Origin of the sequence: Rhodococcus aetherivorans, from assembly GCF_011058165.1 — a bacterium.
GTDB lineage: Bacteria > Actinomycetota > Actinomycetes > Mycobacteriales > Mycobacteriaceae > Rhodococcus > Rhodococcus aetherivorans.
The window spans coordinates 39,381-62,300 of record NZ_JAALEG010000023.1 but is presented as its reverse complement, the minus strand read 5'-3'; the positions used below and the strand labels follow the sequence as shown (position 1 = coordinate 62,300).

Annotated in this window: 21 protein-coding genes and 2 pseudogenes; 8 read left to right on the top strand and 15 right to left on the bottom strand. The window is 67.8% G+C overall.

The window, feature by feature from the left end; translation table 11 throughout:
- The first annotated feature begins 150 nt into the window (after nucleotides 1–150).
- Complete coding sequence (locus tag G6039_RS12060; RefSeq protein ID WP_080688566.1) at nucleotides 151–483, top strand: DUF4913 domain-containing protein; 333 nt, start codon at nucleotides 151–153, stop codon at nucleotides 481–483.
- Nucleotides 484–624: 141 nt separating this feature from the next.
- Here G6039_RS12060 and G6039_RS12055 read toward each other — a convergent pair.
- From G6039_RS12055 to G6039_RS12030, 7 genes and pseudogenes are all read right to left on the bottom strand, one after another.
- Nucleotides 625–1,158, bottom strand: a pseudogene (locus tag G6039_RS12055) (transposase); the annotation flags it as partial.
- Between the two features lie 234 nt (nucleotides 1,159–1,392).
- Nucleotides 1,393–2,037: an RES family NAD+ phosphorylase gene (locus tag G6039_RS12050; protein WP_174824804.1), complete on the bottom strand. Its 645-nt coding sequence runs from the start codon at nucleotides 2,035–2,037 to the stop codon at nucleotides 1,393–1,395.
- 7 nt (nucleotides 2,038–2,044) lie between these two features.
- A complete protein-coding gene (locus G6039_RS12045; protein ID WP_043800212.1) occupies nucleotides 2,045–2,644 on the bottom strand; it encodes a hypothetical protein in 600 nt (199 codons plus the stop codon).
- Nucleotides 2,645–2,829: 185 nt separating this feature from the next.
- Nucleotides 2,830–3,264: a helix-turn-helix domain-containing protein gene (locus G6039_RS12040; RefSeq protein ID WP_043800213.1), complete on the bottom strand. Its 435-nt coding sequence runs from the start codon at nucleotides 3,262–3,264 to the stop codon at nucleotides 2,830–2,832.
- A gap of 307 nt (nucleotides 3,265–3,571) precedes the next feature.
- Nucleotides 3,572–4,120: a hypothetical protein gene (locus G6039_RS30570; RefSeq protein WP_235194075.1), complete on the bottom strand. Its 549-nt coding sequence runs from the start codon at nucleotides 4,118–4,120 to the stop codon at nucleotides 3,572–3,574.
- The gene (locus tag G6039_RS30565; RefSeq protein ID WP_241258760.1) at nucleotides 4,087–4,740 is read right to left on the bottom strand and encodes a hypothetical protein; all 654 of its coding nucleotides are present in this window, start codon (nucleotides 4,738–4,740) and stop codon (nucleotides 4,087–4,089) included. Before G6039_RS30565 ends, G6039_RS30570 begins: the two co-directional genes overlap by 34 nt.
- A 46-nt stretch (nucleotides 4,741–4,786) precedes the next feature.
- On the bottom strand, nucleotides 4,787–5,542 hold the full coding sequence (locus G6039_RS12030; RefSeq protein WP_152103989.1) for a hypothetical protein: 756 nt from the start codon (nucleotides 5,540–5,542) through the stop codon (nucleotides 4,787–4,789).
- Between the two features lie 141 nt (nucleotides 5,543–5,683).
- Between G6039_RS12030 and G6039_RS31235 the strand changes: the two are divergent.
- Both G6039_RS31235 and G6039_RS12020 read left to right on the top strand, forming a co-directional pair.
- Nucleotides 5,684–7,676 (top strand): annotated as a pseudogene (locus tag G6039_RS31235) (type IV secretory system conjugative DNA transfer family protein).
- 2 nt (nucleotides 7,677–7,678) lie between these two features.
- Nucleotides 7,679–8,260 (top strand): DUF4913 domain-containing protein, encoded by a 582-nt coding sequence (locus tag G6039_RS12020; protein WP_043800215.1) that lies wholly within the window; start codon nucleotides 7,679–7,681, stop codon nucleotides 8,258–8,260.
- Here the strand turns inward: G6039_RS12020 and G6039_RS31415 are convergent.
- The 5 genes from G6039_RS31415 to G6039_RS11995 form a co-directional block, all read right to left on the bottom strand.
- A complete protein-coding gene (locus tag G6039_RS31415; protein WP_373867516.1) occupies nucleotides 8,236–8,568 on the bottom strand; it encodes an RES family NAD+ phosphorylase in 333 nt (110 codons plus the stop codon). The genes G6039_RS12020 and G6039_RS31415 overlap by 25 nt on opposite strands.
- A gap of 176 nt (nucleotides 8,569–8,744) precedes the next feature.
- Nucleotides 8,745–9,758 (bottom strand): inositol 2-dehydrogenase, encoded by a 1,014-nt coding sequence (gene iolG / locus G6039_RS12010; RefSeq protein WP_043800217.1) that lies wholly within the window; start codon nucleotides 9,756–9,758, stop codon nucleotides 8,745–8,747.
- A gap of 93 nt (nucleotides 9,759–9,851) precedes the next feature.
- Nucleotides 9,852–10,742 carry a sugar phosphate isomerase/epimerase family protein gene (locus tag G6039_RS12005; protein WP_235194079.1) on the bottom strand — a complete coding sequence of 297 codons (891 nt, stop codon included), beginning with the start codon at nucleotides 10,740–10,742 and terminating at the stop codon, nucleotides 9,852–9,854.
- Complete coding sequence (locus G6039_RS12000) at nucleotides 10,739–11,797, bottom strand: Gfo/Idh/MocA family protein (RefSeq protein ID WP_235194080.1); 1,059 nt, start codon at nucleotides 11,795–11,797, stop codon at nucleotides 10,739–10,741. Before G6039_RS12000 ends, G6039_RS12005 begins: the two co-directional genes overlap by 4 nt.
- Before the next feature lie 183 nt (nucleotides 11,798–11,980).
- Entirely contained in the window at nucleotides 11,981–13,609 is a 1,629-nt protein-coding gene (locus G6039_RS11995) for an IclR family transcriptional regulator (RefSeq protein WP_152103988.1), read from the bottom strand.
- A gap of 299 nt (nucleotides 13,610–13,908) precedes the next feature.
- Here G6039_RS11995 and chvE point away from each other — a divergent pair, with 299 nt between their 5' ends.
- The 5 genes from chvE to G6039_RS11970 all read left to right on the top strand — a co-directional run bounded on the left by chvE (nucleotide 13,909) and on the right by G6039_RS11970 (nucleotide 20,141).
- A complete protein-coding gene (gene chvE, locus G6039_RS11990; protein ID WP_043800223.1) occupies nucleotides 13,909–15,066 on the top strand; it encodes a multiple monosaccharide ABC transporter substrate-binding protein in 1,158 nt (385 codons plus the stop codon).
- A gap of 75 nt (nucleotides 15,067–15,141) precedes the next feature.
- Complete coding sequence (mmsA, locus tag G6039_RS11985; protein WP_043800226.1) at nucleotides 15,142–16,680, top strand: multiple monosaccharide ABC transporter ATP-binding protein; 1,539 nt, start codon at nucleotides 15,142–15,144, stop codon at nucleotides 16,678–16,680.
- Entirely contained in the window at nucleotides 16,677–17,921 is a 1,245-nt protein-coding gene (gene mmsB / locus G6039_RS11980; protein WP_043800228.1) for a multiple monosaccharide ABC transporter permease, read from the top strand. The genes mmsA and mmsB overlap by 4 nt, the downstream gene beginning before the upstream one ends.
- Nucleotides 17,922–18,035: 114 nt before the next feature.
- Complete coding sequence (locus G6039_RS11975) at nucleotides 18,036–19,082, top strand: maleylacetate reductase (RefSeq protein ID WP_043800231.1); 1,047 nt, start codon at nucleotides 18,036–18,038, stop codon at nucleotides 19,080–19,082.
- A 126-nt stretch (nucleotides 19,083–19,208) separates the two neighbouring features.
- On the top strand, nucleotides 19,209–20,141 hold the full coding sequence (locus G6039_RS11970; RefSeq protein ID WP_051446092.1) for an intradiol ring-cleavage dioxygenase: 933 nt from the start codon (nucleotides 19,209–19,211) through the stop codon (nucleotides 20,139–20,141).
- A gap of 64 nt (nucleotides 20,142–20,205) precedes the next feature.
- On the opposite strand, the gene G6039_RS11965 is transcribed toward G6039_RS11970, so the two are convergent.
- The 3 genes from G6039_RS11965 to G6039_RS11955 form a co-directional block, all read right to left on the bottom strand.
- On the bottom strand, nucleotides 20,206–21,045 hold the full coding sequence (locus G6039_RS11965) for a zeta toxin family protein (protein ID WP_051446093.1): 840 nt from the start codon (nucleotides 21,043–21,045) through the stop codon (nucleotides 20,206–20,208).
- Between the two features lie 41 nt (nucleotides 21,046–21,086).
- Nucleotides 21,087–21,533 carry a hypothetical protein gene (locus G6039_RS11960; RefSeq protein WP_080688567.1) on the bottom strand — a complete coding sequence of 149 codons (447 nt, stop codon included), beginning with the start codon at nucleotides 21,531–21,533 and terminating at the stop codon, nucleotides 21,087–21,089.
- A gap of 213 nt (nucleotides 21,534–21,746) precedes the next feature.
- Nucleotides 21,747–22,910, bottom strand: a complete 1,164-nt coding sequence (locus G6039_RS11955) for a hypothetical protein (RefSeq protein WP_043800234.1) — start codon at nucleotides 22,908–22,910, stop codon at nucleotides 21,747–21,749.
- Nucleotides 22,911–22,920 lie beyond the last annotated feature (10 nt).

The following is a 22,920-nucleotide window of genomic DNA, read 5'->3' as shown; positions in this document are numbered from 1 at the left end:
GAGTGGGGTATCGGCTCGTACCTCGGGAAGCCTGCCCAAATATGCGAAGGTGGACAGAGTACGCGTCACGGGGGCGAGGCCGTAGCTGGTCCGGACAGCTACCTCGACAGTATTTCTGCCCGCTACGGAAATTAATATTTTCCGAAATCACTGCCAACAATCCGTCACAAGATCAGCTACAAAGACAGGAGCCCGCCCTGGAACCCGCGGCGGTGGGCGTACCCCGAAGTCGTCGCCCGCCTGACCGCTCTGCACCACGCGTGGGAAGAAGCCCGAGTGTCCGACTCGGGCTCGGCGATGTCCTCGTGGTGGATGCAGCACCTCGAGCCGCACCTGCGGGTCATCCTCGACGGCGACACCGGGCCGATGGCCAATGCCACATCGGATCGCAGCCTCATGGGATTGCCGGCCATGCCTGACGAACCTGTCCCCGCCGGCGTGCTCGCCGTGATTTTGGAGCAGAACGACAGAGCGGGCCGGTGAACCACCCCCGTTCACGTGCGGTCAACAGGTCGGAAGCTGTTCCGTCGACCGCGGTGTTCCCGGGATGCCCGGTGTGTTCCCGGGTACAGCTGTCCGAGGTAAGGGGGTGTCCCTATGTTTGCTGTAAGGCCGCTGCAGTGGCGGGGTGCGGTGGAAGGTCTTGTTCTTGAGCATGGCGTAGAGCACGTCGCAACGACGGCGTGCAAGGCAGATCAGGGCGGCGTTGTGCTTCTTGCCTTCGGCGCGTTTGCGGTCGTAGTAGGCACGGCTGATTGGGTCGTGCAACGCGGCGAACGCGGACAGGAACAAAGCCCGTTTCAGCTTGCGGTTGCCCGACCGTGTGGGGTGCTCGCCGCGGATCGACGATCCGGAACGATGGGTCACTGGGGCGATGCCCGCGTAGGCGGCCAGGTGCGCCGCCGATGCGAACGCCGAGGCGTCACCGACTTCGAGCAGGATGCGCGCTGCAGTCCTGATGCCGATGCCGGGCATTGACATCAGGACTTTGGAAAGAGGGTGGTCGTCGAGCATCCTCTCGACATCATCGGCGATGCTCTTGCGCTGTTGCAGAATCTCTTTCAACGAGTCGGCCAGTTTCGGCAGGACGATCTCGGCGGCGTTGCTGCCTGGCACTGTCACGGTTTGGGCATCGAGTGCGGTGAGGATTTCCTCGGCTCTGCCGATCGTGCCGAACAGACAGCAGCTTGACGAGTTGCGTTGATCGGAGGCCTTTCAGCAATCCATCGACGTCACTAGGCTCGGCGACACCCCCCGGATCATTCAAGGGACAGAAGGCAAGAAGTCATACCGAACTTGGCGACCGTAACCCCGCGGGTGCGGGACCACGAAGAAGGTAGCGAGACGGGCAGGGCGGGGCGGGCGAGCACAGCGCTCGAGGGGATCGGACGGTTATTCGATCGTGTAGCCGATTCGGTCGGCAGCTCCGGCCAATCGGGAGGCGAATCCCGGATGGTCGAGGGGGATGGTCATCTCGGGCTGCTCCGGGAACGCCCGGGCGGCGGGTGTGAAGAGGGCGAGGCACAGCCCACCGGCGAACCGGCCGCGGTAGGCGAGCCCGTCGAGGTCCGGGTGGGCGGCGCGGATGGTGCGCGCCCAGTGCTGGGCGATGCCGTGTGCGGCGGTCGAGAGTGCGAAGTTCGCGCCGACGCGCGTGGGCCATCGGCCGGGCCCGTGGGCGGCCACGTCGAGCAGGTGAAGAGGACGGGTGAACCGCACCGCGGTCAGGTAGGGGACGCGGGTGCGGGTATCGATTACCCGGGTGGTCTGGAACGCCTCGGCCAACGCCCCGGGCACATCGGCGGCGCCGTACCAGACCCCGTGCCGGGCGTGGTCGCGGCGCGGCAGCGGGTGCGGATCGAACCGCAGGACCGGCCCGAAGGTGCGCAGGGTGTTCCATGGCAGGACGTGGTCACCACGGGTGGGATGCACCCGCCAGACGATCGTGTCGGTGTCGAGTCTGAGGTATTCGTCGGGGGTGATCCCGGCCGCGCGGAGCGCCTCCACGCCCGGCGGGCGGGGCAGTGCTGGGGGCATCGGCGGCTCAGGCCGCCAGGTACTGGTCGACGACCGACAGCGCGTCTGCGACGGCGCCGCCGGTGAGCAGCCAGTCCACAACCGAGGCCGGCGCCCCGTCGACGACAAGGGACGGTTGCGGCGTCGTGAGCAGACCGTGGATCGACAGGGGCGCCATGTCCTCGGGCAGGGCCTGCAGGACGGCGTCGAGGCCGGGTACCTGGCCGTCGTCGGTGAACTGCACGGCGGGGAGCAGCAGCCGGTTCGCCCGTTTGAGCGCCCACAGGCTGCGGTCGCCGACGCGCTGGCGGACGCGGGAGGAGCCGACCCCGCCGAGTCGTTCGGCGGCCTGCTCGACGGTCAGGGCGCTGTCGAGAAGCCGGCGCATCCGGGCGGTCCGGTCGGCGACGGCGGTGGCCAGCGCGAGGGGCGATTCGGGTGCGCCGCCGGCGTCGAGGAGATCGGCGTCGTGGGCGGCCAGGGGCGCTGCGGGGTGTTTGGCGGCCCGCAGCGCGTGCAGCAGGGGCAGCAGATCGCGGCGATCGATGCTCGGGGTGTCGAGCGCGTCGGCGGCGGCGCTTTCGAAGTCGACGTCACCGGCCAGGTAGCGGTCTTCCACAGTGGCCATCTCCACCTCCTAACAATCTCTAACAGTATATCGCACTGTTAGCGCGGGTGGAGGAGCTGTTCGCGGCGCCGATCGAACCCCGGTCCACCGAGCATGCCCGAGACCTGGTGTGGGGCCGGAGGTGTCAGCCGCGTCCCGCAGCACGTTCGGGTCCGGCACGTTCGCGTCCTCGACGTCGGTGCACGTCAGTACAGGCCGAGATCATCCGACAGCGCCGCGAGGTGGTCGGCGGCGCGTCGGGTCTCGCGTTGCTGGGTGCGCCGGTACTCGAGCAGCGAGGAGGCCAGGATGCGGCGGTGCCGCCCGACTAGCCGGTATCGGATCCGCCCCTCGTCGAGGAGTGTGATCACGTGCGGGCGCGAGACGTTGAGCAGTTCGGCGGTCTGCTGGGTGGTCAGTTCCGCATGCGCCGGAACCACCGTCACCCCCTGGCCGGCAGCCATGGTCGCCAACACCTCGCGGATCGATTCCAGCGCAGCGCCCGGCAGAGGCACCGACTCCGACGTCCCGGCCACGGTGACCTCGAACGTGTCGACGCCGGGGTGTACGTCCCGCAACGCGTTCAGTGCCTGGCGGGCTTGTTCCTGCTCCACCGCAGTGGGAGGTTCGACCGGCGACATACCCCACCTCCTCTCGACGCAACTTATGCAGCAAACGAAATAGACGCAACACGGTTGTAGGGGTGCGGCGGCGCCGGTGCCTCGGTCTCGTTGCGGCCGACCAGGAACTTCGAGCCGGGGCGCCGGAACAGCCCGACGCTTGCGCGAAGACCGAAGGCGCCGTCGAGCAGGGCCTCGCTACCGGCTCGGCTGACGGTGCGCCCGTCGGGTCATCCCGTGCAGAATCACCGAACCGAAGCGATGCCGGTATCCGCTGGGATGGTGGCCTCGACGGCGGCTGGAGCAGCGAGAACGCGTCTTTGCGGGCTCAGGTTATTGCCATGTCCCGGCCCGGGTCGAGCTTCATATCGGGGACGAACGTGGCCTCGGTGCTGCGGGCGGGTTCGCGGTCGATGTTGAGGATCTCGGTCACCGACCGGGGATGGGCGCTCATGGCCGCGCCCAGGGCGTCGAGCAGTTCCTGACCGAGGTGTGCCAGGTCGACCGGCGACAAGGGTGGGGCGACGTCGTCGTCTCCGTGCACTGGGCCGACCGCCGGCGCCAGGCCGCGCCCTGCCCTCTGTAGTACCGATCCGAGGGTGTTCGGATCGGTGCCGCCCTTCTGCAGGGGCACGGCGACCTGCTCGAGTGCGTCGGACATGTCGGCGCCGTCGACCACGTCGGCGGAAGGCTGCACATCGAGGCCGGCGGCCTCCTGGCCGAGATCGATCCTGGTCTCGGCCGCGTGGTCGGTGTCATCCCGGCGTCGTTCGACGTCGCTGTCGGTGATGTTCCCAGGCACTCCGCCGTCGGGGACCTGCCTCGGCGACTGGACGGTCTCGGTCACCTCGGCGTAGTCGTGGGCCGCCTCGGCCACAGCAAGGTGCTTGTGCGACAGCTCGGCGAGTCTGTCGATGGAGGCAGGCTCTGGACCGCGACGTAGCTCAGGGCGAGCGCTGCTGCCGCATCGAACACTCGCTGATCCATCTCCGCGTCGGCCTGGGCGCGCTCGGTGGTACGCGGCCGCACCTGCTCGGGGGGCATCTGCGTGGCCGCATACCGCGCCTGGTCCTGCTGGCGCTGCTGCGCGCGTACGGCCTCGAGTCGCGCAGCGTTGTCCTGCGCCAGCGTCTCCCATTTGCAGGCGCCGGCCGACCCGGCGCCGACGTGCCGCGCTGCCGCTGCCGCAGCGGCAGCGAGGATTTGAATGGTGGTCTGCGCGGCCGGCAAGCCACGGAAGGCGCCGAGCACGTCCCGCATGGGCTGCGGTCTCGGCGCGACCCGGCCCTGACGGCGTGCGGTCTCGACCTTGCCGAGGAACGCCGCGAGGTCGAGTACGTCCTGTGTGGCCTGAGCACGGGACGGTCTGCGGTGTTGGACACCGGGCGCCCAGGTCGGGGCCGAGGTGTCCGGCTGCGGGAGCGGCGATGTCGGAGTCGGGTCGGACGGGCGGGAGCGGTTCGGTCGCCCGCGCCGCGTCCTGTCGTGGTCAGCCATCGCCTGTGTTCCTTGCCTTTCTCGCCTCTGGGCGGGCTGGGCGGTCTTACAGGTCCAGGTCCGGGCCGCGATCGTGCCGGCTGGGGTCGAGCTCGGTCTCCTGGCGGGGCGGCGAGTGCGGTTCCGCCGGCCTCGTCTGTAGATCGCTACGTCGTCGGGTTCCTCCGTCCCTGCGGCGGGCGATCTCGGCGTCGATCTGCTCGAGGAGGCTGTGTTCGGTGCGCAGTCCTTCACCGAGTCGGGTGATGCGGTCGGTGACGCGGCCGATCGCCTGGGAATCGAGGACGCGGGCCCGTTCGTGGCGGGCCGCTGCGGCCCGGTTGCACTGTGCGGAGCGTTCGATGATCGGCCAGTCGCGTTCGGGCGGTGCCGCGGCTTCGGCCGCCGACACCGCGGCGGTCGCGGCGGCGAGCTGCTGCGCGGTCGCGGTACCGGAGTGGCGCAGTGCGTCGAGGTGAGTGCGGACAGCGCGCACGTTCTGGATCTGTCGGTCCTGGCGTTCGATGTCGGCGACCTGTTGGTCGACTGCCGAGACGGCCGAGTCGGTGCCGCTGATGCGGGCGAGTTCCTGCTGGGCCAGGGCCAGCAGCCGGCGATCCTCCCCGCGACGCTGGACACTGGCTCGGCGGGCAGCGCGCAGTTCGGCGTCGGTGTAGCGGACATACGGAGAGGCCGGCGTCGCCGCTTCCCGTCGCTTCGTAGTCGGTGCGGTCAGCCGTTCGATGCGGGAGGCGACCTTTTCGCGGCGACCGTCGCTCAGGTAGGCGAGTGGATCGTGCTCGTCGTCAGGTGCCCCTGACACCACTCGCGAGACGGCGATCTCGCGCACGGTGGTGTGCCCACCCGCCTGACCCCGGAGACCTGGCGCACCACCACCGTCCGCACCGACGACGGCTGGCGCCTGACCGACTACCGATTCCAGCAGTAGAAGGGGCACACGACCATGGCACAGACGCGACGCGATCGGCCCCGCACCTCCTCGGGCGCCGACGAGGTGTTCCTCACCGCGTTCCCCTTCGTCGTGGTGGCGGCGTATCTGCCGACGATTGCCTACAACACCGGCGGGGGAGAAGACCCCACCTGGAATCCGCTCGGACTCTTCTTCGTCCTGGCGTTGGGGGCGACCAGCTGGCCGGCCGGAGCGACCACCATCCTCATCCTCGAAGTCATCCTGGTCGCGGCGATCGCCGGCGCGAGCTGGTGGGCGCTGCGCCGGTTCGGGGTGCTCGAAAACCTCAAGGGCAAGCAGTTCGAAAAGCGCATCGACCGCCTCGCCCGCACGATGGTCGACCCAAAGGAGGTCGACGAGGCCGACCCGAACTACCTCGCCGCCAGCACCGACCGGCTCGCCCCAGCCATCCCGAAAGACCATCCGGGCTATCTCGGCATTCCCCTCGGACACACGGTGGTCGGGGGTCGCACCGTGCGCATGACCTGGGAATTCGTGGCGATCGCGTTCGCCGGCGCCCGCATGGGCAAATCCGCCAGCCTCGCCATCCCGGCGATCTGCCACGCCCCCGGTGCGGCGCTGGTGGCCTCGAACCGCGGCGATGTGTACTCGCACACCGTCGGTCTGTGCCGCCAGAGCGGGGCGGGTATGGGTGTTCGACCTGCAAGGGGTGAGCACCGGTAACCGGCAGCAGCGGGCAAGCTTCTGGTTCGACCCGCTGCGCACGGTCACCGACCTGCCCTCCGCCGCGGTCGTGTGCGGCTACTTCATCTCCGCCGCCACCGATGCCGGTGCCCGGGTCGATGCCTACTTCGACGGCAACGCCCGGGACCTGTTCGCCTCCTACCTGCTCGCCGCGGCGTTGGCCGGCGGGGACATTCGGCATGTGGTCGAGTGGCTGACCCACACCCAATCGCAGATTCCCCCGGCGGTGCTCGAGCAGTACGGCTACCCGGAACTCGCCCGCACGATGCGCGGCAAGCAGGCCGTCAACGCCAAGCAGCGCGACGGCTTCTACGACATGGCCCGCCGCTTCCTGTCCCCGCTGGACGAGCCCCGCTACGCCGAGGCGGTCCTGCCGAACCGCCGGGTGGTCATCGGCACCGATACCTACGGCCAGGTCACCATCACTCCTGGCCGCCGCGTCCACGACCTGCCGGAGTTCATCGCCGAGGAGTTCGTCAAGCGCACCGACACGATGTATGCGCTGTCCAAGGACGGCCCCGGCTCGTCCTCGGCGATCTCGAGTGCCCTGGTCGGGCAGATCCTCACCTGCGCCGAGGAATACTCCGAACAGCAGGAATCGGAACGGATGCCGCTCCCGCTGACGGCGGTGCTCGACGAAGCCGCCAACATCTGCAAGCTCGAGGACCTGCCGCGCTGGTACTCACACTTCGGCGGCCGCGGCATCATCCTCATCACCTTCTTCCAGTCCCCCTCCCAAGGAGAGAACGTCTGGGGCCGCGAAGCATTCAAAGCCATGGTCGATGCGTGCAGCGTGATCTGGTACGGCGGCAACGTCGACGACGATGCCTTCCTGTCCGGCCTGGTCGATACCGTCGGCACCCACTACGTCGACACCGAATCCCGCAGCCGCCCCGCCGGCTTCTTATCGGGCGGCCAGGCGAGCGTGTCGAGCAGTTGGCAGAAGGAGACCATCTTCGAAAAGCGAGACCTGCGGGCCCTGCCGAAAACCCGTGCCCTGGTCACCATCGGTGGCTCCACCCCGATCCTGGTCCGTAAGGCGTTCTGGGGGAACTCGCCGTTCGCCGAGGCGATTCGCCAGTCGCAACGCGAAAGCAAGCACCTCGTGCCCGCCCAGCAGAAGGCCCTGCCCGTCGGCGAATCCGACCGGGCCGACGCTGCGGCCACCACGGAGATGCAGACCGAGGACCGGGCCGACACGACGCCTATCCCTGTCGCGCCGACGCCGGATACCTCTCGCGCCGACCGTCTCTTCCACTCCGAATTTCTGACGAAGGACTGACCATGGTCGAGATCAACACCGCAGACCCCGAGGAGTGGGACACCAGCAACGACGCCCCGGACGGCGACGACTACGACGCTACCGATGACTACGAGGACACCGACGACTTCGAGGACACCGACGACTTCGAGGACACCGACGACTTCGAGGAGGAAGTCGAGGACGAGCTGAACGACAGGCGGGATGAATACGAGCCCGAGAAGAAGGAACCGAAGTTCAAGAACGTCATCGAGTTCGTGGAAGGCTACTTCGTGCCGGTGATCCGGCGCCGGATCAGCGACAACGACGGCGGCCTGTCCTGGGATTCGCGGTGGTGGGCCTACCCGGAGGTCGTCGCCCGGCTGACCGCGCTGCACCACGCGTGGGAAGAAGCCCGAGTCTCCGACTCGGCTTCGGCGATGTCCTTGTGGTGGATCCAGCACCTCGAACCGCATCTGCGGGTCATCCTCGACGGCGACACCGGCCCGATGGCCAATGCCACGTCCGATCGCAGCTTCATGGGATGGCCGGCCATGCCTGCCGAACCCGTCCCCGCCGGCGTGCTCGCCATGATTCTGGATCAGAACGAAGGAGCAGGGCAGTGAACCACCCCTTCATGTGCCGTCGACAGGTCTGAGGCTGCTCCTTCGCCCGCGGTATCCCCGGGAGGTCTGGTGTGCTTCCCGGGGGTACAGCTGTCGAGACAGAGGCAGGAGCAGGGTGGGCGAACAGCGCTCGAGGGGATCGTCTCGGGGTGATCCAGGAACGCCTGGGCGGCGGGCGTGAAGAGCGCGACGCACAGTCCACCGGCGAACCGTCGGCGATAGGCGAGCCCGTCGAGATCTGGGTGGGCGGCGCGGATGGTGCGTGCCCAGTGCTGGGCGATGCCGTGTGCTGCGGATCCAATTCGCATCTGCGGTGACAGTGCCACCACAGGGACGACGCCCCACGGGAGACTGTGGAGCCGAAGAATCGTGCTGGTGGCCTTGAGATTTCGTGCTATTCACCCTTGGGTGCCCTGTGGCTCCTATGCCCCCACCGGGGGTTGGTGAGGACCAGGGCACCCAAGGGTGGAATCGGTGGTGGGTGTCAGTCCTTGCCGATGGTGACGGTCTTGCCGGTGCTGGCCGCTTCTTCGGCCGCATTCGCCAAGACCAGTGCGGCGACACCGTCGTCGAAGCTGGGGGAGCACGGGGCACCGGTGCGGATCGAATGCGCGAAGGCTTCCAGTTCGGCGCTGTAGGCCTGGACGTAGCGTTCGAGGAAGAACGGCAGGTAGGGCGACGATTCCTCGGTGCCGGCGCTGGAGTACTTCCTCACGTTGGTGGGGGTGACGTTGCCGGCCGACAGCAGGCCCTCGGATCCGAAGGCTTCGAGGCGCTGGTCGTAGCCGAAGGCGCAGTGGCGGGAGTTGGTGATGTTGATCAGTTCGCCATCGCGTCCGCGCAGGGTGACGACGACCGAATCGAAGTCACCGAGTTCTTCGATGTCCTCGCTGAAGACGTTGGATCCCACCGCGGAGACCTCGACGATGTCGGGCACGAAGAATCGGGCCATGTCCAGGTCGTGAATGGTCATGTCCCGGAAGATGCCACCGGAGGTTTCGATGTAGTTGCGGGGGGCCGGCGCCGGGTCGCGGCTGGTGATCGTGAGTTGTTCGAGCCGGCCGATCTCGCCGGCCTCGACCCGGCTGCGGACGGCCGCGAAGTGCGGATCGAAGCGACGGTTGAAGCCGAGCATGATCGGCACCGTGGTGCCGCTGAGCTGTTCTCGGCACTCGAGGACGGTCTCGATGTCGAGGTCGATGGGCTTTTCGCACAGCACGGCGAGGCCGTGCTCGACCGAGCGGGAGATGAGGTCGACATGGGTGTTGGTCGGTGATCCGATGATGACACCGTCGAGTCCCTGTTCGGCGAAGACTTCTGCGGGGTCTTCGACTGCTCGGGCTCCTGTCTCGTCGGCCAGGCGGCGGGCGCCGTCGATGAACGGGTCCGCAATGATCGCCAGGTCGATGTTCGGGTGGGCTGCGACGTTGCGGGCGTGGACTTGACCGATGCGGCCGGAACCGAAGAGGGCAAGACGTAGGCGTCGGGAGCTGGACATGGGGGACCTTCCGTGGGTGTAGCGGCGAGCGGGCGCCGGACTCGCCGCTTCGAGGGGATGTGGGGTGGGGTGCCGGGTCCGGCAGAGGGGGGGTCAGGCCGTCTGGTGGACGTCCGCGAAGCAGCTCATGGCGGTGTCGTAGGCGCGTTTGAGACCGTCGGCCACCGGCCGGCTGCGGTGTTCGGCCGAGATGATCTCCACACCCCACGGGCCCTGGTAGCCGGCCTCGAGCGTGCGCCGCACGAAGTCGGCGGTGTCGAAGTCGCCCTCGCCGCAGTAGGTGCGTCGGTTGATGGTGTCCTCGAAGATGGTGCCGAGGGTCTCGAAGTATCCGTCGTCGATCTCCACGGCGGCGACCCGCTCGATGGGAACGAAATCCCACAGCTGCTCGTGGGTCAGTCCGGTCTTGGCGGTGTGCCAGATGTCGATCATCAGGCCCGCGGAGGGGCTGTCGGAGCGGGTGACCACCTCGACCGCTTCCTGGGTGGTGCGCAGGTGGGAGAACGGCGTGGCTTCGAGTGCGAGTTGGATGCCCGACTCGGCGGCTTCGTCGGCCAGGTCGGCGAATGCGGACGCCATGGTGGACAGCGGCAGCCGCTGGTACGTCATCCCTGCCCCGACCTTGATGTGGCGGGCACCGAGAGCGACGGCTGCTTCGAACAGATCGGCGCGCAGACGGTCGGCCGCCACGCGCTCGTCGCCGGTGGTCCACCAGTCGTTGAGGAACTCGACCTCGACGTGCTCGAGGCCGGCCTCGCGGATCATGCGGGACAGTTCGGGGTAGCCGATGGTGTCGCGGGCTTTGAGCAGGTCGGCATGGACCAGGCCGATGCCGGACCAGCCGGTCTGGGCGATCAGGGCGATGCGCTCGGCCAGCGGGACGGGGCTGGACTCGTCCGGGCGCATCGGGGCGGCGTCACCCGCGCTGGTCCAGCAGGTGGCGATCAACTGGGGCTTCATCGGTTCCTTGGTCTCCTGGTTCATGCCGGGGCCACCTCGATCGAGGCTCCGCGGTCCTTTTCCGAGCGGTAGCAGGCATCGACGATGCGGGCGACGGCCAGGGCATCGGCGACGGGCGAGACGACGGGGGCGCCGGTGCGGATGCTGTCGACCCATCCGCGCATCTCGGGGTGGAAGTTGCTGATGTTCTCGAGTTCGGGCAGTTCGGAGAACTTGTTCAACTCGGTGCGAGCGAACGGCGGGGTGAAGTGACTCTGGGTCCACTCGGTCCAGCCGGCCTGCCATTCTGCGCGGTCCTCGTCGACGTAGACCCGCAACCGCTGCGGCAGGATCCCGACCTCGATCATTCCTCCGGTGCCGTAGACGCAGATGCGCGAGCTCTCGAACCATTCGAGGTGATCGTGTCCGTCGAAGCTGAACGTGATGGACATGTCCGGGTAGTTCAGCAGCACCGAGGCGGAGTCTTCCCGGCTGCGGTCGTCGGAGAGCCGGGAAGATTTGTGGACTCGGGCGTTGACCGATTCGGGCGCGCCGAACATGTGCACGAGCGAGTCGAGCATGTGGCATCCGATGATCCACAGTGCCCCGCCCATGTCGGCCGGCTGGTTCAGGTGCTGGGTCAGGTGCTCACCGACCAGCGCGGCGCCGCGGGCCGAGACGGTGACGACCTCGCCGATCGCACCGGACTCGATCAGTTCCTTGGCGCGGGCGATCGACTGTGCCAGCCGCACGTTGTAGCCGACCTGGACGATCTGGCCGGGTGCCGCCTCGGCTTCCGCTTCGGCGAGGGCGAGCAGGTCCTCGACGGTGCCACCGCCCGGCTTTTCCACGACGACCGACTTGCCGGCTTCGAGGGCGCGTCGGGCGTGCGCAACCATGTCCTTGCTCTTGGAGTGGACCATGATCGCGTTGATGCGCTCGTCCTGAAGGATCTCGTCGATCTCGCGAGGTTCCATGTCGTATTTGTCGGTGAAGTACTTCAGGCGCGGATCGTCGTCCGCGGCCGCGACCACCTCGACGCCGTCGATCTGGCGGAGCGCCCGCACTCGTGCCGAGGCATGCGGGTGGGTGATTCCCACAAGTCCTACAACGATCGGTTCCAACGCAGTGTCTCCTGTCGGTCGAGCACCCTGGGCATCGTTCGGATGTGGTGCTGCTCGGGATGATTGGCGAGAACGGCCGCTGAGCCGTCAGCCGAACCGAGGGGGTGGTGTCACTTGGTGGACATCCTGTCCAAATGATTCCACGGCGGGGGCTGTGGGTCAAACTATGAGCTGAGACACGTCGGCGGCATCGGCGGTGCCATGCCACTGCGCCACCACCGCGTCGGGAGCGCCGAGGTAGTCGGACAGCGTCCGGGCGCCCCGGCAGACCAGTTCGGTCACCGACGGTTTCCCGTCGGCGCTCGGGGCCAGAATGCCCTCGCGCAGCCCACTGGTCGACAGCGAGGCGACCACCTCGCCGCGGTGGTTGAAGATCGGGGCCCCGATCGCGGCGATTCCCGGGGTGACGTTGTTGTCGCTCACGACGAATCCCTGCTCGCGGATGTGTTCCAGGTCCGCGAAGAACTCCCCGCGGGAGCGCACGTTGCGCCACGGTTCGTTGCTGTTGGAGACGACGGTGGCGTATTCCTCCCAGGCGGGGCGGTCTTCGAACGCCAGCAGGGCCCTCGGAGCGGCACCGACGTGCAGCGGGAGGGATTCGCCCAGTTGCAGGACCCGACTGTTGACGCGGATCCCGTCGACCCGTTCGATGCACACCGCCCGCGAGCCTCGCCGGATGCACAGGAACGTGGTCTCTCCGGTCGCCTCGTGGATTTCCCGCAGGACCGGCGCCGCGGCCCGCCGGATGTCGAGGCGGCGGGTGAGCTCGCCGGACAGGGACAGCAGTTTGATGCCCACCCGGTATGCGCCGCGGGGTCCGAGCTGTTCGACCCAACCCGCTTCGGCGAGGGTGGCGAGCATGCGGTAGACCGAGCTCACCGGCTCGTCCAGCATCTCGGTCAGGCGCGTGGACGTGGCGATCCGCTCTTGGGCCAGCGCTCTCATCAGCGCGTTCGCCTTGGCGATCACGGCCGGCATCCGCGGCGAATCCTTCTCCGCCGCCGGGGCGCGCTCCGGCCGCGTCTCCCCGGCCTCGAACGGGGAGGCATCGGCCATCGTGGCCGTGAGGGCCTCTGCCGCCGCCAGCAACGCCTTGCGGGCGACGGGCTCCTGACCGAGCACCCCCTCGCGCAACCCGGCCACGGCGATCGCCCCCAGCAAGGAGCCGTCACCCCGGAAAACCGGCACGCTGACCGAGGCGACACCTTCGGTGACCTCGCTGTCCCCGACGCACGCACCGTCGGCGAGCGCGTCGTCGAGCCTGGCCTGCAGCTCGTCCGCAGTGAGCGGGGTCCGCGAGGCGAGGCGCTGATACGGCGCCTCGGCCAGGACGGCCGACCGAGCCTGGGCGGGGCCGAACGCCAACAGCACATGCGAGGTCGCTCCGGCATGCAGCGGCATGGTGCGCCCCGGAGCGATCTTGAACAGGTCGACGTCGGCGCCGTCGACCTGATCCAGGCACACCGCCCCACCCTCGCGCAGCACGCAGAAGAACACGCTGACACCGAGCTGTTCGCGCACCCAGAGCAGCTGCGCACGCAGTTCGGCGCGATCGACGAGCGCATCGACCGCGGCATCGCCCAACCGCAGGATTCCGGTCCCGAGCTCGAGCTTGCCGCCTCCTGCCTGACGCACCAGTTCGGCCTGTTCCAGCGCGGAAATGATGCGATAGACCGTCGGCCGGGGCTCGGACACCGCCTTGGCCAGCTCCGCCGGCGTCGACGGGCCCATCCGGGCCACCTCGTCGACCACCTGGCTCGCCTTCATCAACAGCTGAATGGTCGCCACTTTCCGCCCTCGTCCCTTGTATTCCATTGCCTGCCTTGCCTGCCCGGATCCGCCGGTCAGGCGCCCCGCACGCGGGAGGGAACGCCGACTTCTCGCCGTCCCACCTTCCACGACCTCGAGACCGGATGATCGTGCCCGGATGTAATGGGGATCACCTCTGGCCTTCCATTGTGGTACTGTGTGAACATATTGTCCACTGTACGACACTTGAGGGTGTGGGCAATTCAGAGCGAATCATCAGCACAGCGGCGCCGGCGCGACAGGGCGCAGGCACCTGCGGGCTCCGAAGGAGAAGAACTGTGCAAGGTAGAAGTTTGCTGATCGCTGCGACGGCAGCGACCGCACTGGTGCTGGCAGGCTGCGGAGGCCCCGGCGCCGGTGGCGGAGGCGGGGCACGCGATGCGAATGCAGATCCGAGCGATCTGCGGATCGGCATCTCCCTGCCCAGCCAGGACGAGGAGCGGTGGATCTCCGACAGCGCCGCCATCGAGCAGGGACTGGCCGACCTCGGCTATCAGATCGATCTGCAGTTCGCCAACAACGACATCCCCACCCAGCAACAGCAGGTCGATCAGATGATCACCCAGGGCGCGGATCTGCTCATTCTCGCCCCGCTCGACGGCACCGCCCTCTCGCCTCAGCTGCAGGCCGCCGAAGGCGCCGACATCCCGATCATCTCCTACGACCGGCTGATCCGGAACAGCGACGACGTCGACCTCTACGTCACCTTCGACAACTTCAAGGTCGGCGCCCAGCAGGCCACCTCCCTGCTTCGAGGACTCGGCGTGCTCGGGCCGGACGGCGCCGACACCGGCAAGCGTGGCCCGTTCAACGTGGAGCTGTTCGGTGGCTCGCTCGACGACAACAACGCCACCTTCGTCTTCAACGGCGCGATGTCGGTGCTGCAGCCGTACCTCGACAACGGCACCCTCGTCGTCAAGTCCGCCCAGACGCAGCTTGCCCAGATCGCGACGGAGAACTGGTCGCAGCAGAAGGCCCAGGAACGCATGGACAACCTGCTGACCGCCCACTACTCCGACGGCTCGCGGGTCGACGCGGTGCTCACGCCCAACGACAGCGTCGCCCGCGGAGCGATCACCGCGCTGCAGAACGCCGGCTACGGGCCGACGCTCGAGTCCGGACCGAGGCCGATGCCCATCACCACCGGGCAGGATGCCGAGATCGCCTCGGTGAAGATGGTCAGCGACGGCGTGCAGTACTCGACGGTCTTCAAGGACACCCGCGTCCTCGCCGACCAAGCCGTCCACGGTGCCGACGACCTGCTCAAGGGGAAAGAACCCGAACTCAACGACACCGAGTCCTACGACAACGGGGCCATGATCGTCCCGTCCTTCCTCGTGCCGGTGCACGCGATCTATCGGGACAACATCGACACCGTCCTGGTCGACTCCGGGTACTACACCGCACAAGAGGTCCAAGTGGGGCGGCTCGAATGAGCACCCGGCAACCACCGCATCGCGCCCTCCGCGTACGCCCCGCCCCGACAACACACCTGTAGAGGACGGCAGACAATGGCCGACCATATTCTGGAAATGCGTTCCATCACCAAGGAATTCCCCGGCGTCAAGGCTCTGTCGGGGGTCACCCTGGCGGTGGAACGCGGCGAAGTCCACGCCATCTGCGGCGAGAACGGCGCGGGAAAGTCCACCCTGATGAAGGTGCTCTCCGGTGTCCACCCGGCCGGCAGCTACGGCGGCGAGATCCGGTTCGACGGCACGACCTGCACGTTCTCGAGCATTCGCGACTCCGAGCACGCCGGCATCGTGATCATCCACCAAGAACTCGCCCTCGTGCCGCACCTGTCGATCGCCGAGAACATCTTCCTCGGCAACGAACGCCGCGGCCGCAGCGGACTGATCGACTGGCACCGCACCAACGCCGAGGCCGAGGGGCTGCTGCGCTCGGTCGGGCTGGCGGAACAACCCACCACCCCGGTCGGTCAACTCGGCGTCGGCAAACAGCAACTCGTCGAGATCGCCAAGGCGCTGTCCAAGGACGTCAAGCTGCTCATCCTCGACGAGCCCACCGCCGCGCTCAACGACAACGACTCGGCCCACCTGCTGGATCTGGTGCGTGGCCTGCGTTCGCGCGGCATCACCTCGATCATCATCTCGCACAAGCTGCACGAGGTGGAGGCCATCGCCGACCACACCACGGTCATCCGGGACGGGCGCACCGTCGAAACGCTCGACATGTCCGACCCGGAGGTCACCGTCGACCACATCATCCGCGGCATGGTCGGCCGCGACCTCGAATCGTTCTACCCCGAACGCGAATCCCACCCCGGCGATGTCGTGCTGCAGGTCGAGGACTGGACCGTCCGGCACCCGTACCAGGATCGGCTGGTGGTGAACGGGGCCGGCTTCGACGTCCGCGCCGGTGAGGTCGTCGGCATCGCCGGGCTCATGGGCGCGGGCCGCACCGAACTGGCCATGAGCCTGTTCGGACGCTCCTACGGTCGGTACATCTGCGGTCGGGCGTACATGCACGGTCGCGAGATCAAGCCGCGCACCGTCGCCGACGCCATCGACTGCGGACTGGCCTACGCCACCGAGGACCGCAAGGAATACGGCCTCAACCTCCTCGACGACATCGCCCGCAACATCTCCGGCTCTGCCCTGGGGAAACTGTCCACCTGGGGCCTGGTCAACGCCCAGGCCGAGACGGCGGCGGCCGAATCGGCGATGAAGTCGATGAACATCAAGGCTCCGAGCGTCAAAGCCATCGTCGGCAAGCTCTCCGGCGGCAATCAGCAGAAGGTCGTGCTGTCGAAGTGGCTGCTGACCGACCCCGATGTCCTGATCCTCGACGAGCCGACCCGAGGCATCGACGTCGGTGCCAAGTACGAGATCTACACGCTGATCAACCGCTTCGTCGAAGCCGGCAAAGCCGTGGTCGTCATCTCCTCCGATCTGCTCGAACTGATCGGCACCTGCGACCGCATCTACGCGCTGAGCGCAGGACGGATCACCGGCCAACTGCCGGTCGCCGACGCCACCGAGGAAAGCCTCATGACCCTCATGACCCAAGACAAGGAACTGACCCGATGACCATGACAGCCCCTCGGGGATCCCAGAAGGGACACCAGGCCCCCTCGGCGCCGGCGGCGGCCTCCTCCGGCCTTGGCGAGTTGCGGGAGATGTTCACCCGCAACCTACGCACCAGCGGCATCTACATCGCCCTCGTGACGATCGTCGCCCTGTTCGCAGTCCTGACCGAGGGATCTTCGCTCTCCCCGGCCAACATCACCAACATCGTTCTCCAGTACTCCTACATCCTGATCCTCGCCATCGGCATGGTGATCGTGATCATCGCCGGCCACATCGACCTGTCGGTCGGCTCCGTCGTCGCCCTCACCGGTGCCGTCTCGGCGGTGGTGGTCATCTCCTTCGGCATGCCGTGGTGGGTCGGTGTCGCCGCCGCACTGGTCACCGGCCTGGCCATCGGAGCCTGGCACGGCTTCTGGGTCGCCTACGTCGGGATACCCGCGTTCATCGTCACCCTCGCCGGCATGCTCCTGTTCCGCGGCCTGACCTTGGTTGTGCTCGACAACGTCTCGCTCTCGCCGTTCCCCTCCGAGTACGGCATGATCGCCTCGGGCTTCCTCAACGGACTGCTCGGCGGCTACGGCTACGACGTGTTCACCCTGCTGATCTTCGGGATCGCGGTGGTCGGCTACGCGGTCAGCCAGTACCGCACCCGCCAGACCCGCCTGCGCTACAACCAGACCGTCCCGTCCTTCTCACTGTTCATCGCCAAGATCCTGGTCGTCGGCATCGCCCTGATGGCCTTCGCCTGGCAGCTGGCCACCGCCCGCGGCATGCCGATCGTGCTGATCCTGCTCGCCGTGCTGATCATGGCCTACAGCATCATCATGCAGCGCAGCGTGTTCGGTCGACAGGTCTACGCCATCGGCGGCAACCTCTCCGCCGCCACCCTGTCCGGGGTGAAGGTCAAGGCCGTCAACTTCTGGATCTTCGTGAACATGGGCCTTCTCTCGGCCATCGCCGGCATCGTGTTCTCCTCCCGCACCAACGGGGCCCAGCCCGGCGCCGGCAACATGTTCGAGCTCGACGCGATCGCCGCGGCGTTCATCGGTGGCGCGGCAGTGTCCGGTGGTGTCGGCCGAGTCATCGGCGCCGTCACCGGTGGCCTCATCATGGCCGTGATGAGCAACGGCATGCAGCTGATGGGCATCGACCAGGCCGTGCAGTCCGTGGTCAAGGGCCTGGTCCTGCTGCTCGCCGTCGCCTTCGACATCTACAACAAGCGCCGCGCCGGCTCGAACTGACACGACTTTCCCCGGCCCTGTCCTTCCGGAGACCACATGAACCCCCAGATCGGCATCACCTCTGCCGCCCCACGCCCCACTCCCAAAGGCCGATTCGTGTACGAAGCCTTACCGATGCGCGTGCGTTTCGGAGTCGACGCACTGTCCACGCTGCCCGACGAACTCGACCAGATCGGGCTGCAGCGGGTGCTGGTCATCTGCTCTCCCGATCAGAAGGCGATGGGCACCCGGGTCGCCGAGGCTCTCGGAGACCGCAGCGTCGGGGTGCTGCCCGAGGCCGTGATGCACGTACCCGCCGAGGTTGCGCACCGGGCCAGCGCCGAGGCTGCCCGGGTCGGAGCCGACGGCTGCGTGGCCGTCGGCGGCGGGTCCGCCATCGGACTCGGCAAGGCGATCGCCCTCGAGCACGGCCTTCCGATCGTCGCCGTCCCCACCACCTACGCGGGTTCGGAGATGACGCCCGTGTGGGGACTGACCACCGACGGCCTCAAGACCACCGGACGTGACCCTCGGGTGCTGCCGCGCAGCGTGGTCTACGACCCCGCCCTCACCGCGACCTTGCCGGTGGCGATGTCGGTGACCAGCGGCATCAACGCCATGGCCCACGCTGTCGAAGCCCTGTACGCCCCCGACGCCACGCCGATCATCTCGCTGATGGCCGAAGATGGTGTTCGGGCGCTGGCCACCGCCCTGCCGGCGATCGCTGCCGACAGTTCCGACCTGTCGGCCAGAAGCGAAGCGCTCTACGGCTCCTGGTTGTGCGGCGCCTGCCTGGGCGCGACCACGATGTCGCTGCACCACAAGCTCTGCCACTCCCTCGGTGGAACGCTGAACCTGCCGCACGCCCAGACCCACACCGTGGTGCTCCCGCACGCACTGGCCTTCAATCAACCCGCAGCTGCCGGGGCGACCGCCGCGCTCTCCCGGGCCCTCGGAGGTGCCGCCGACCCCGCCGCACGGTTGTGGGAGCTCGCCGGTGAACTGGGGGCCCCGCGCTCGCTTGCCGAGCTGGGAGCACAGGAAAGCGACCTCGACCGCATCGCCGACGAAGTCACCAGCCGTCCCTACGGCAACCCGCGCCCGGTCACGTACAACGACGTACGCGGCCTGTTGCAGGCAGCGTGGGCCGGCAAACCTCCCACCGCGAACCCTCTGCGCTGACCTCGTCCGCGCAGACACGATCGCGATCGCACGATCGGCGCCGTGCTGACCACTGAACCACCGTGGCGTCCCGGCCATGATCCCACCGGGATCGACCGACGCCACCCGCCACAGCGAGGAAACCCCATGACCGACCACCCCCGAGTCCTCGAAGCCGAACACCGCCCGAACCCCGAGCACATCTCCCCAGAGCAGCAGGCCGTCGAAGAGCAGCTGATCAGCAACGTGCTGCGCTCGTTCGACAACTGCACCGACCCGCGGCTCAAGCAGCTGATGCACTCTCTCGTGCGGCATCTGCACGCCTTCATCCGTGACGTGCGCCTGACCGAGGCCGAATGGAACAAGGCGATCGAATTCCTCACCGCCGTCGGTCACATCACCGACGAGCGCCGCCAGGAATTCATCCTGCTCTCGGACGTGCTCGGCGCGTCGATGCAGACGATCAACGTCAACAACGAAGCGTACGAAGACGCCACCGAAGCAACGGTGTTCGGCCCGTTCTTCGTCGAGAACTCCCCGCGCATCGACAACGGAGACGACATCTCCGGCGGCGCCGCGGGCCAGCCCTGCTGGGTCGAAGGCAGCGTCACGGACACCGACGGAAACCCGATCCCCAACGCGCGCATCGAGGTCTGGGAAGCCGACGAAGACGGCTTCTACGACGTGCAGTACACCGACGACCGGGTATCGGCCCGCGCCCATCTGTTCAGCGACGACGACGGAAACTACCGCTTCTGGGGCCTGACACCGACCCCGTACCCGATCCCCCACGACGGGCCGGTCGGGAAGATGCTCGAAGCCACCGGACGCTCTCCGATGCGTGCCTCCCATCTGCACTTCATGGTCACCGCACCGGGCAAACGCACCCTCGTCACCCACATCTTCGTGCGCGGTGACGAACTGTTGAAGTACGACACCGTGTTCGGCGTCAAGCAATCCCTCGTCAAAGACTTCGACGAACAACCCGCCGGCACCGCGACCCCGGACGGCCGCGACCTCGGTGACCGCTCCTGGTCGCAGGTCCGCTTCGACATCGTGTTGGCCCCCTCCACGAGTTAGCCGGCTCGGACAGCGGAATTCTCGGCGGGGTGTCTGCTGCGAACTTCCCTGGAGGGACTGGACCCTATGTGTCGGAGTGCTCGGTCGCGGACTCGTAGTTGAGGACGCCGTCGCAGCGGGTGGCGACCCGTTGGATCAGTTCGCCGCTGGTGTAGTCGTCGACGAGCAGTTCGACCGAGTGGATTTCGGCGGCGAGCGGGTGGTCGAAGGCGGCGCGGGCGTTGGCGGCGCAGATCGTGCCACCGCCGTCGTCCGGGTACAGGGCAGCGATGACCGCGGCGGGGGTGAACCGGCCACCGAGGCCGTCGTCGCAGTGTTGCCGACCGTCCCACCAGCGTTGCAGGGCTTGCCCCTGGGCGCGTTCACGAGGGACTTCGACGTCTATGATGGTGAACCGTTCGTAGCCTGCGGCGCCGAGTTGCCGCAGCAGGCGTTCACCGAGTCCGGGCCAACTGAAGGTGCCTTCGATGACGATGTTCTCCCCGCGCCGCAGGCACACCTCCTGCAGGGCGTCGAGGATCTTCGTCGATTCGGTGTGCACGAGGGTGGCGAGTTCGCGGGGCATGACGGTGCCGCCGTCGGGCAGTGTCATCTCGAGGATGCTGCGGTAGATGCCGGTGTCGAGGGCGTCCCGGATCAGGTAGTCCTTGACCCGGTCGGCGTCGAGGACGCGCCAGCCCTGCCCGGCGAGGCCGTGGCGTTTGATGCTGGTGGACTTGCCGGCGCCCGGCACCCCGGCGGTGGCGATCGCGCAGAACTGCCCGTCGAGGACGACATTGTGCTGTTCGGCGAGATAGCTGTCGATGATCCGGTCCACGGTGCGGCGCCGGTGCGGATCGTGGGCGTAGAGCCGGTGGGAGGCGGTGGCGCCGTGGCGGTCGAGGGTGCCACCGCCTGAGCACATGCGCTCGAGGACTGCTGCTGTCGCTGCCCGCAGATCCGCCACTATGCGCGTCCCGCGGCTTCTCGCCGGGCGGCGGTGACTTGCAGAAGATGCCGGTAGTCCTCATCGGAGAGCAGGTCACCGGCGCGTTCGATCTGGTCCCAGGTGCCCGGCAGGTAGACCTCGCCGGTGGGATCGGTTGTCCCGAACGTGTAGTCCCAGTTCTCGAGTTCGCGCATCATCGCCGCGTGGTCGAGCATCCCCACGGCGTATTCGAGGAGCACCTCCCGGGGGTTGCGCTCGCACACCTGCGGGGTGAGCCGTGCGGTTTTGGCCAGACGGCTGACCTCGGGTTGTTCGACGCCGATCTCGTCGGCGATGCGCCGCTGCGTCCATCCGGCCTCGACGGCGTCGTGGACGGCGCGGAGCTTGAGGATTTTCGCGAGTTCGTTGCGTGCGGGTACCGCCCGCAGTCGGCGTTCGATCTCCGGTTCGAAGGCAACCGACACAGAAACCACCTCCTCAACTGGTGTTATACGAAATTGTATCAGGCTGGTTCCTCTGTGTCCCGCTCGTAGGGGCACCCGTCCACTGGCCGGCTCGAACACGCGGCGCACCGTCTGCAGCAGCTAGTACGTCGCAGGGACATCCGGGCGCATTCCCAGCCCCTGGCGTGCCACGAGGCCGACAGGGCGAGATGTGGCCGCGAACGTCGGGTGTGGTCAGTACCCGACTGCCCTATCCTGGCCGTGTTCGATCCCCATCTCGGGGACGAATGCGGCCTCGCTGGTGGGGTCGGGTCGGCGTTCGCTGTTGAGCATTTCGGCCACCGACCGGGGGTGGCCACTCATCGCGGCACCGAGGGCCGACAGCAGCTCTTGGTTGAGCTGGTGCATGTCGACGGGGGAGAGCGGTGGAGCTACCTCGTCGTCGCCGTTGACCGGGCCGATCGTGGAGGTGATGCCTCGGCCGGCTGCCTGGAGTACGGACCCAATCTTGCCCAGTTCAGGACTGGTCTTCTGGGCGGGCTGGGCGACCTGTTCGAGCTGGTCGGAGGCATCCGCATCCAGCCCGCTCTCGGCTGCGGTGCCTGCCTGAAGGTCCCGCTCGGTCGCGTAGGTGGTGTCCCCGGAGACCGGGGACTTGTCGAGGTCGATTCCGGTATCCGCTGTGGCTTCCTCAGTGCCGCTTTCGGTCTGTGCTTCAGGGGTCTGTCCCTCGATGCTGGCAGCAACGTCGTGGGAGACCGCGGTTGGCTTGTCGGTGGTGAGGTGTTCGCGGGACAGGTCGGCGAGCTTGTCGAACGAGGGCAGGCTCTGGACCGCGACGTAGCTCAGAGCCAGCGCACCGGCTGCGTCGAAGGCCCGCCTGTCGGTTTCCCGGTCGGCGTCGACACGGGCGCGAAGCTGGCGGTCCATCTCCTCCGGCGGCATCTGGGCCTGGAGGCACCGGGATTGTTCCTGGTGGTACTGCGCGGCCCGCATCGCCTCGAGACGGGCCCCGTTGTCCTGCGCGAGCTTTTCCCACTTGCGGGCAGCGGCCGATTTCTCACCGCCGAAGTGCCGTGCTGTCGCGGCGGCGGCGAGAATCTGCACGGTGGTCTGGACCGCCGGTGAGCCGCGGAAGGCACCGAGAATGGTCTGGACCGGCTGGGGCCGGGGAGCGGGCCGGCCCTGGCTGCGTGCGGTGTCGACCTTGCGGAGGAACGCGGCCACATCGACCACATCCTGCCGCGCCTGCACCGGTGCAGGCCGGGATCCTTGTCCCGCGGTGGTCTGCGGCGGTGCTGCGCGTCGATCGGCTCGGGCGTCGATGTACGCGGCAGGATCCTGCGTGGTCTGGGGGCGGGTACGGCGGAAGCGGCGGGTGCGGTCGGTGTCAGCCATCGGCGGGGTC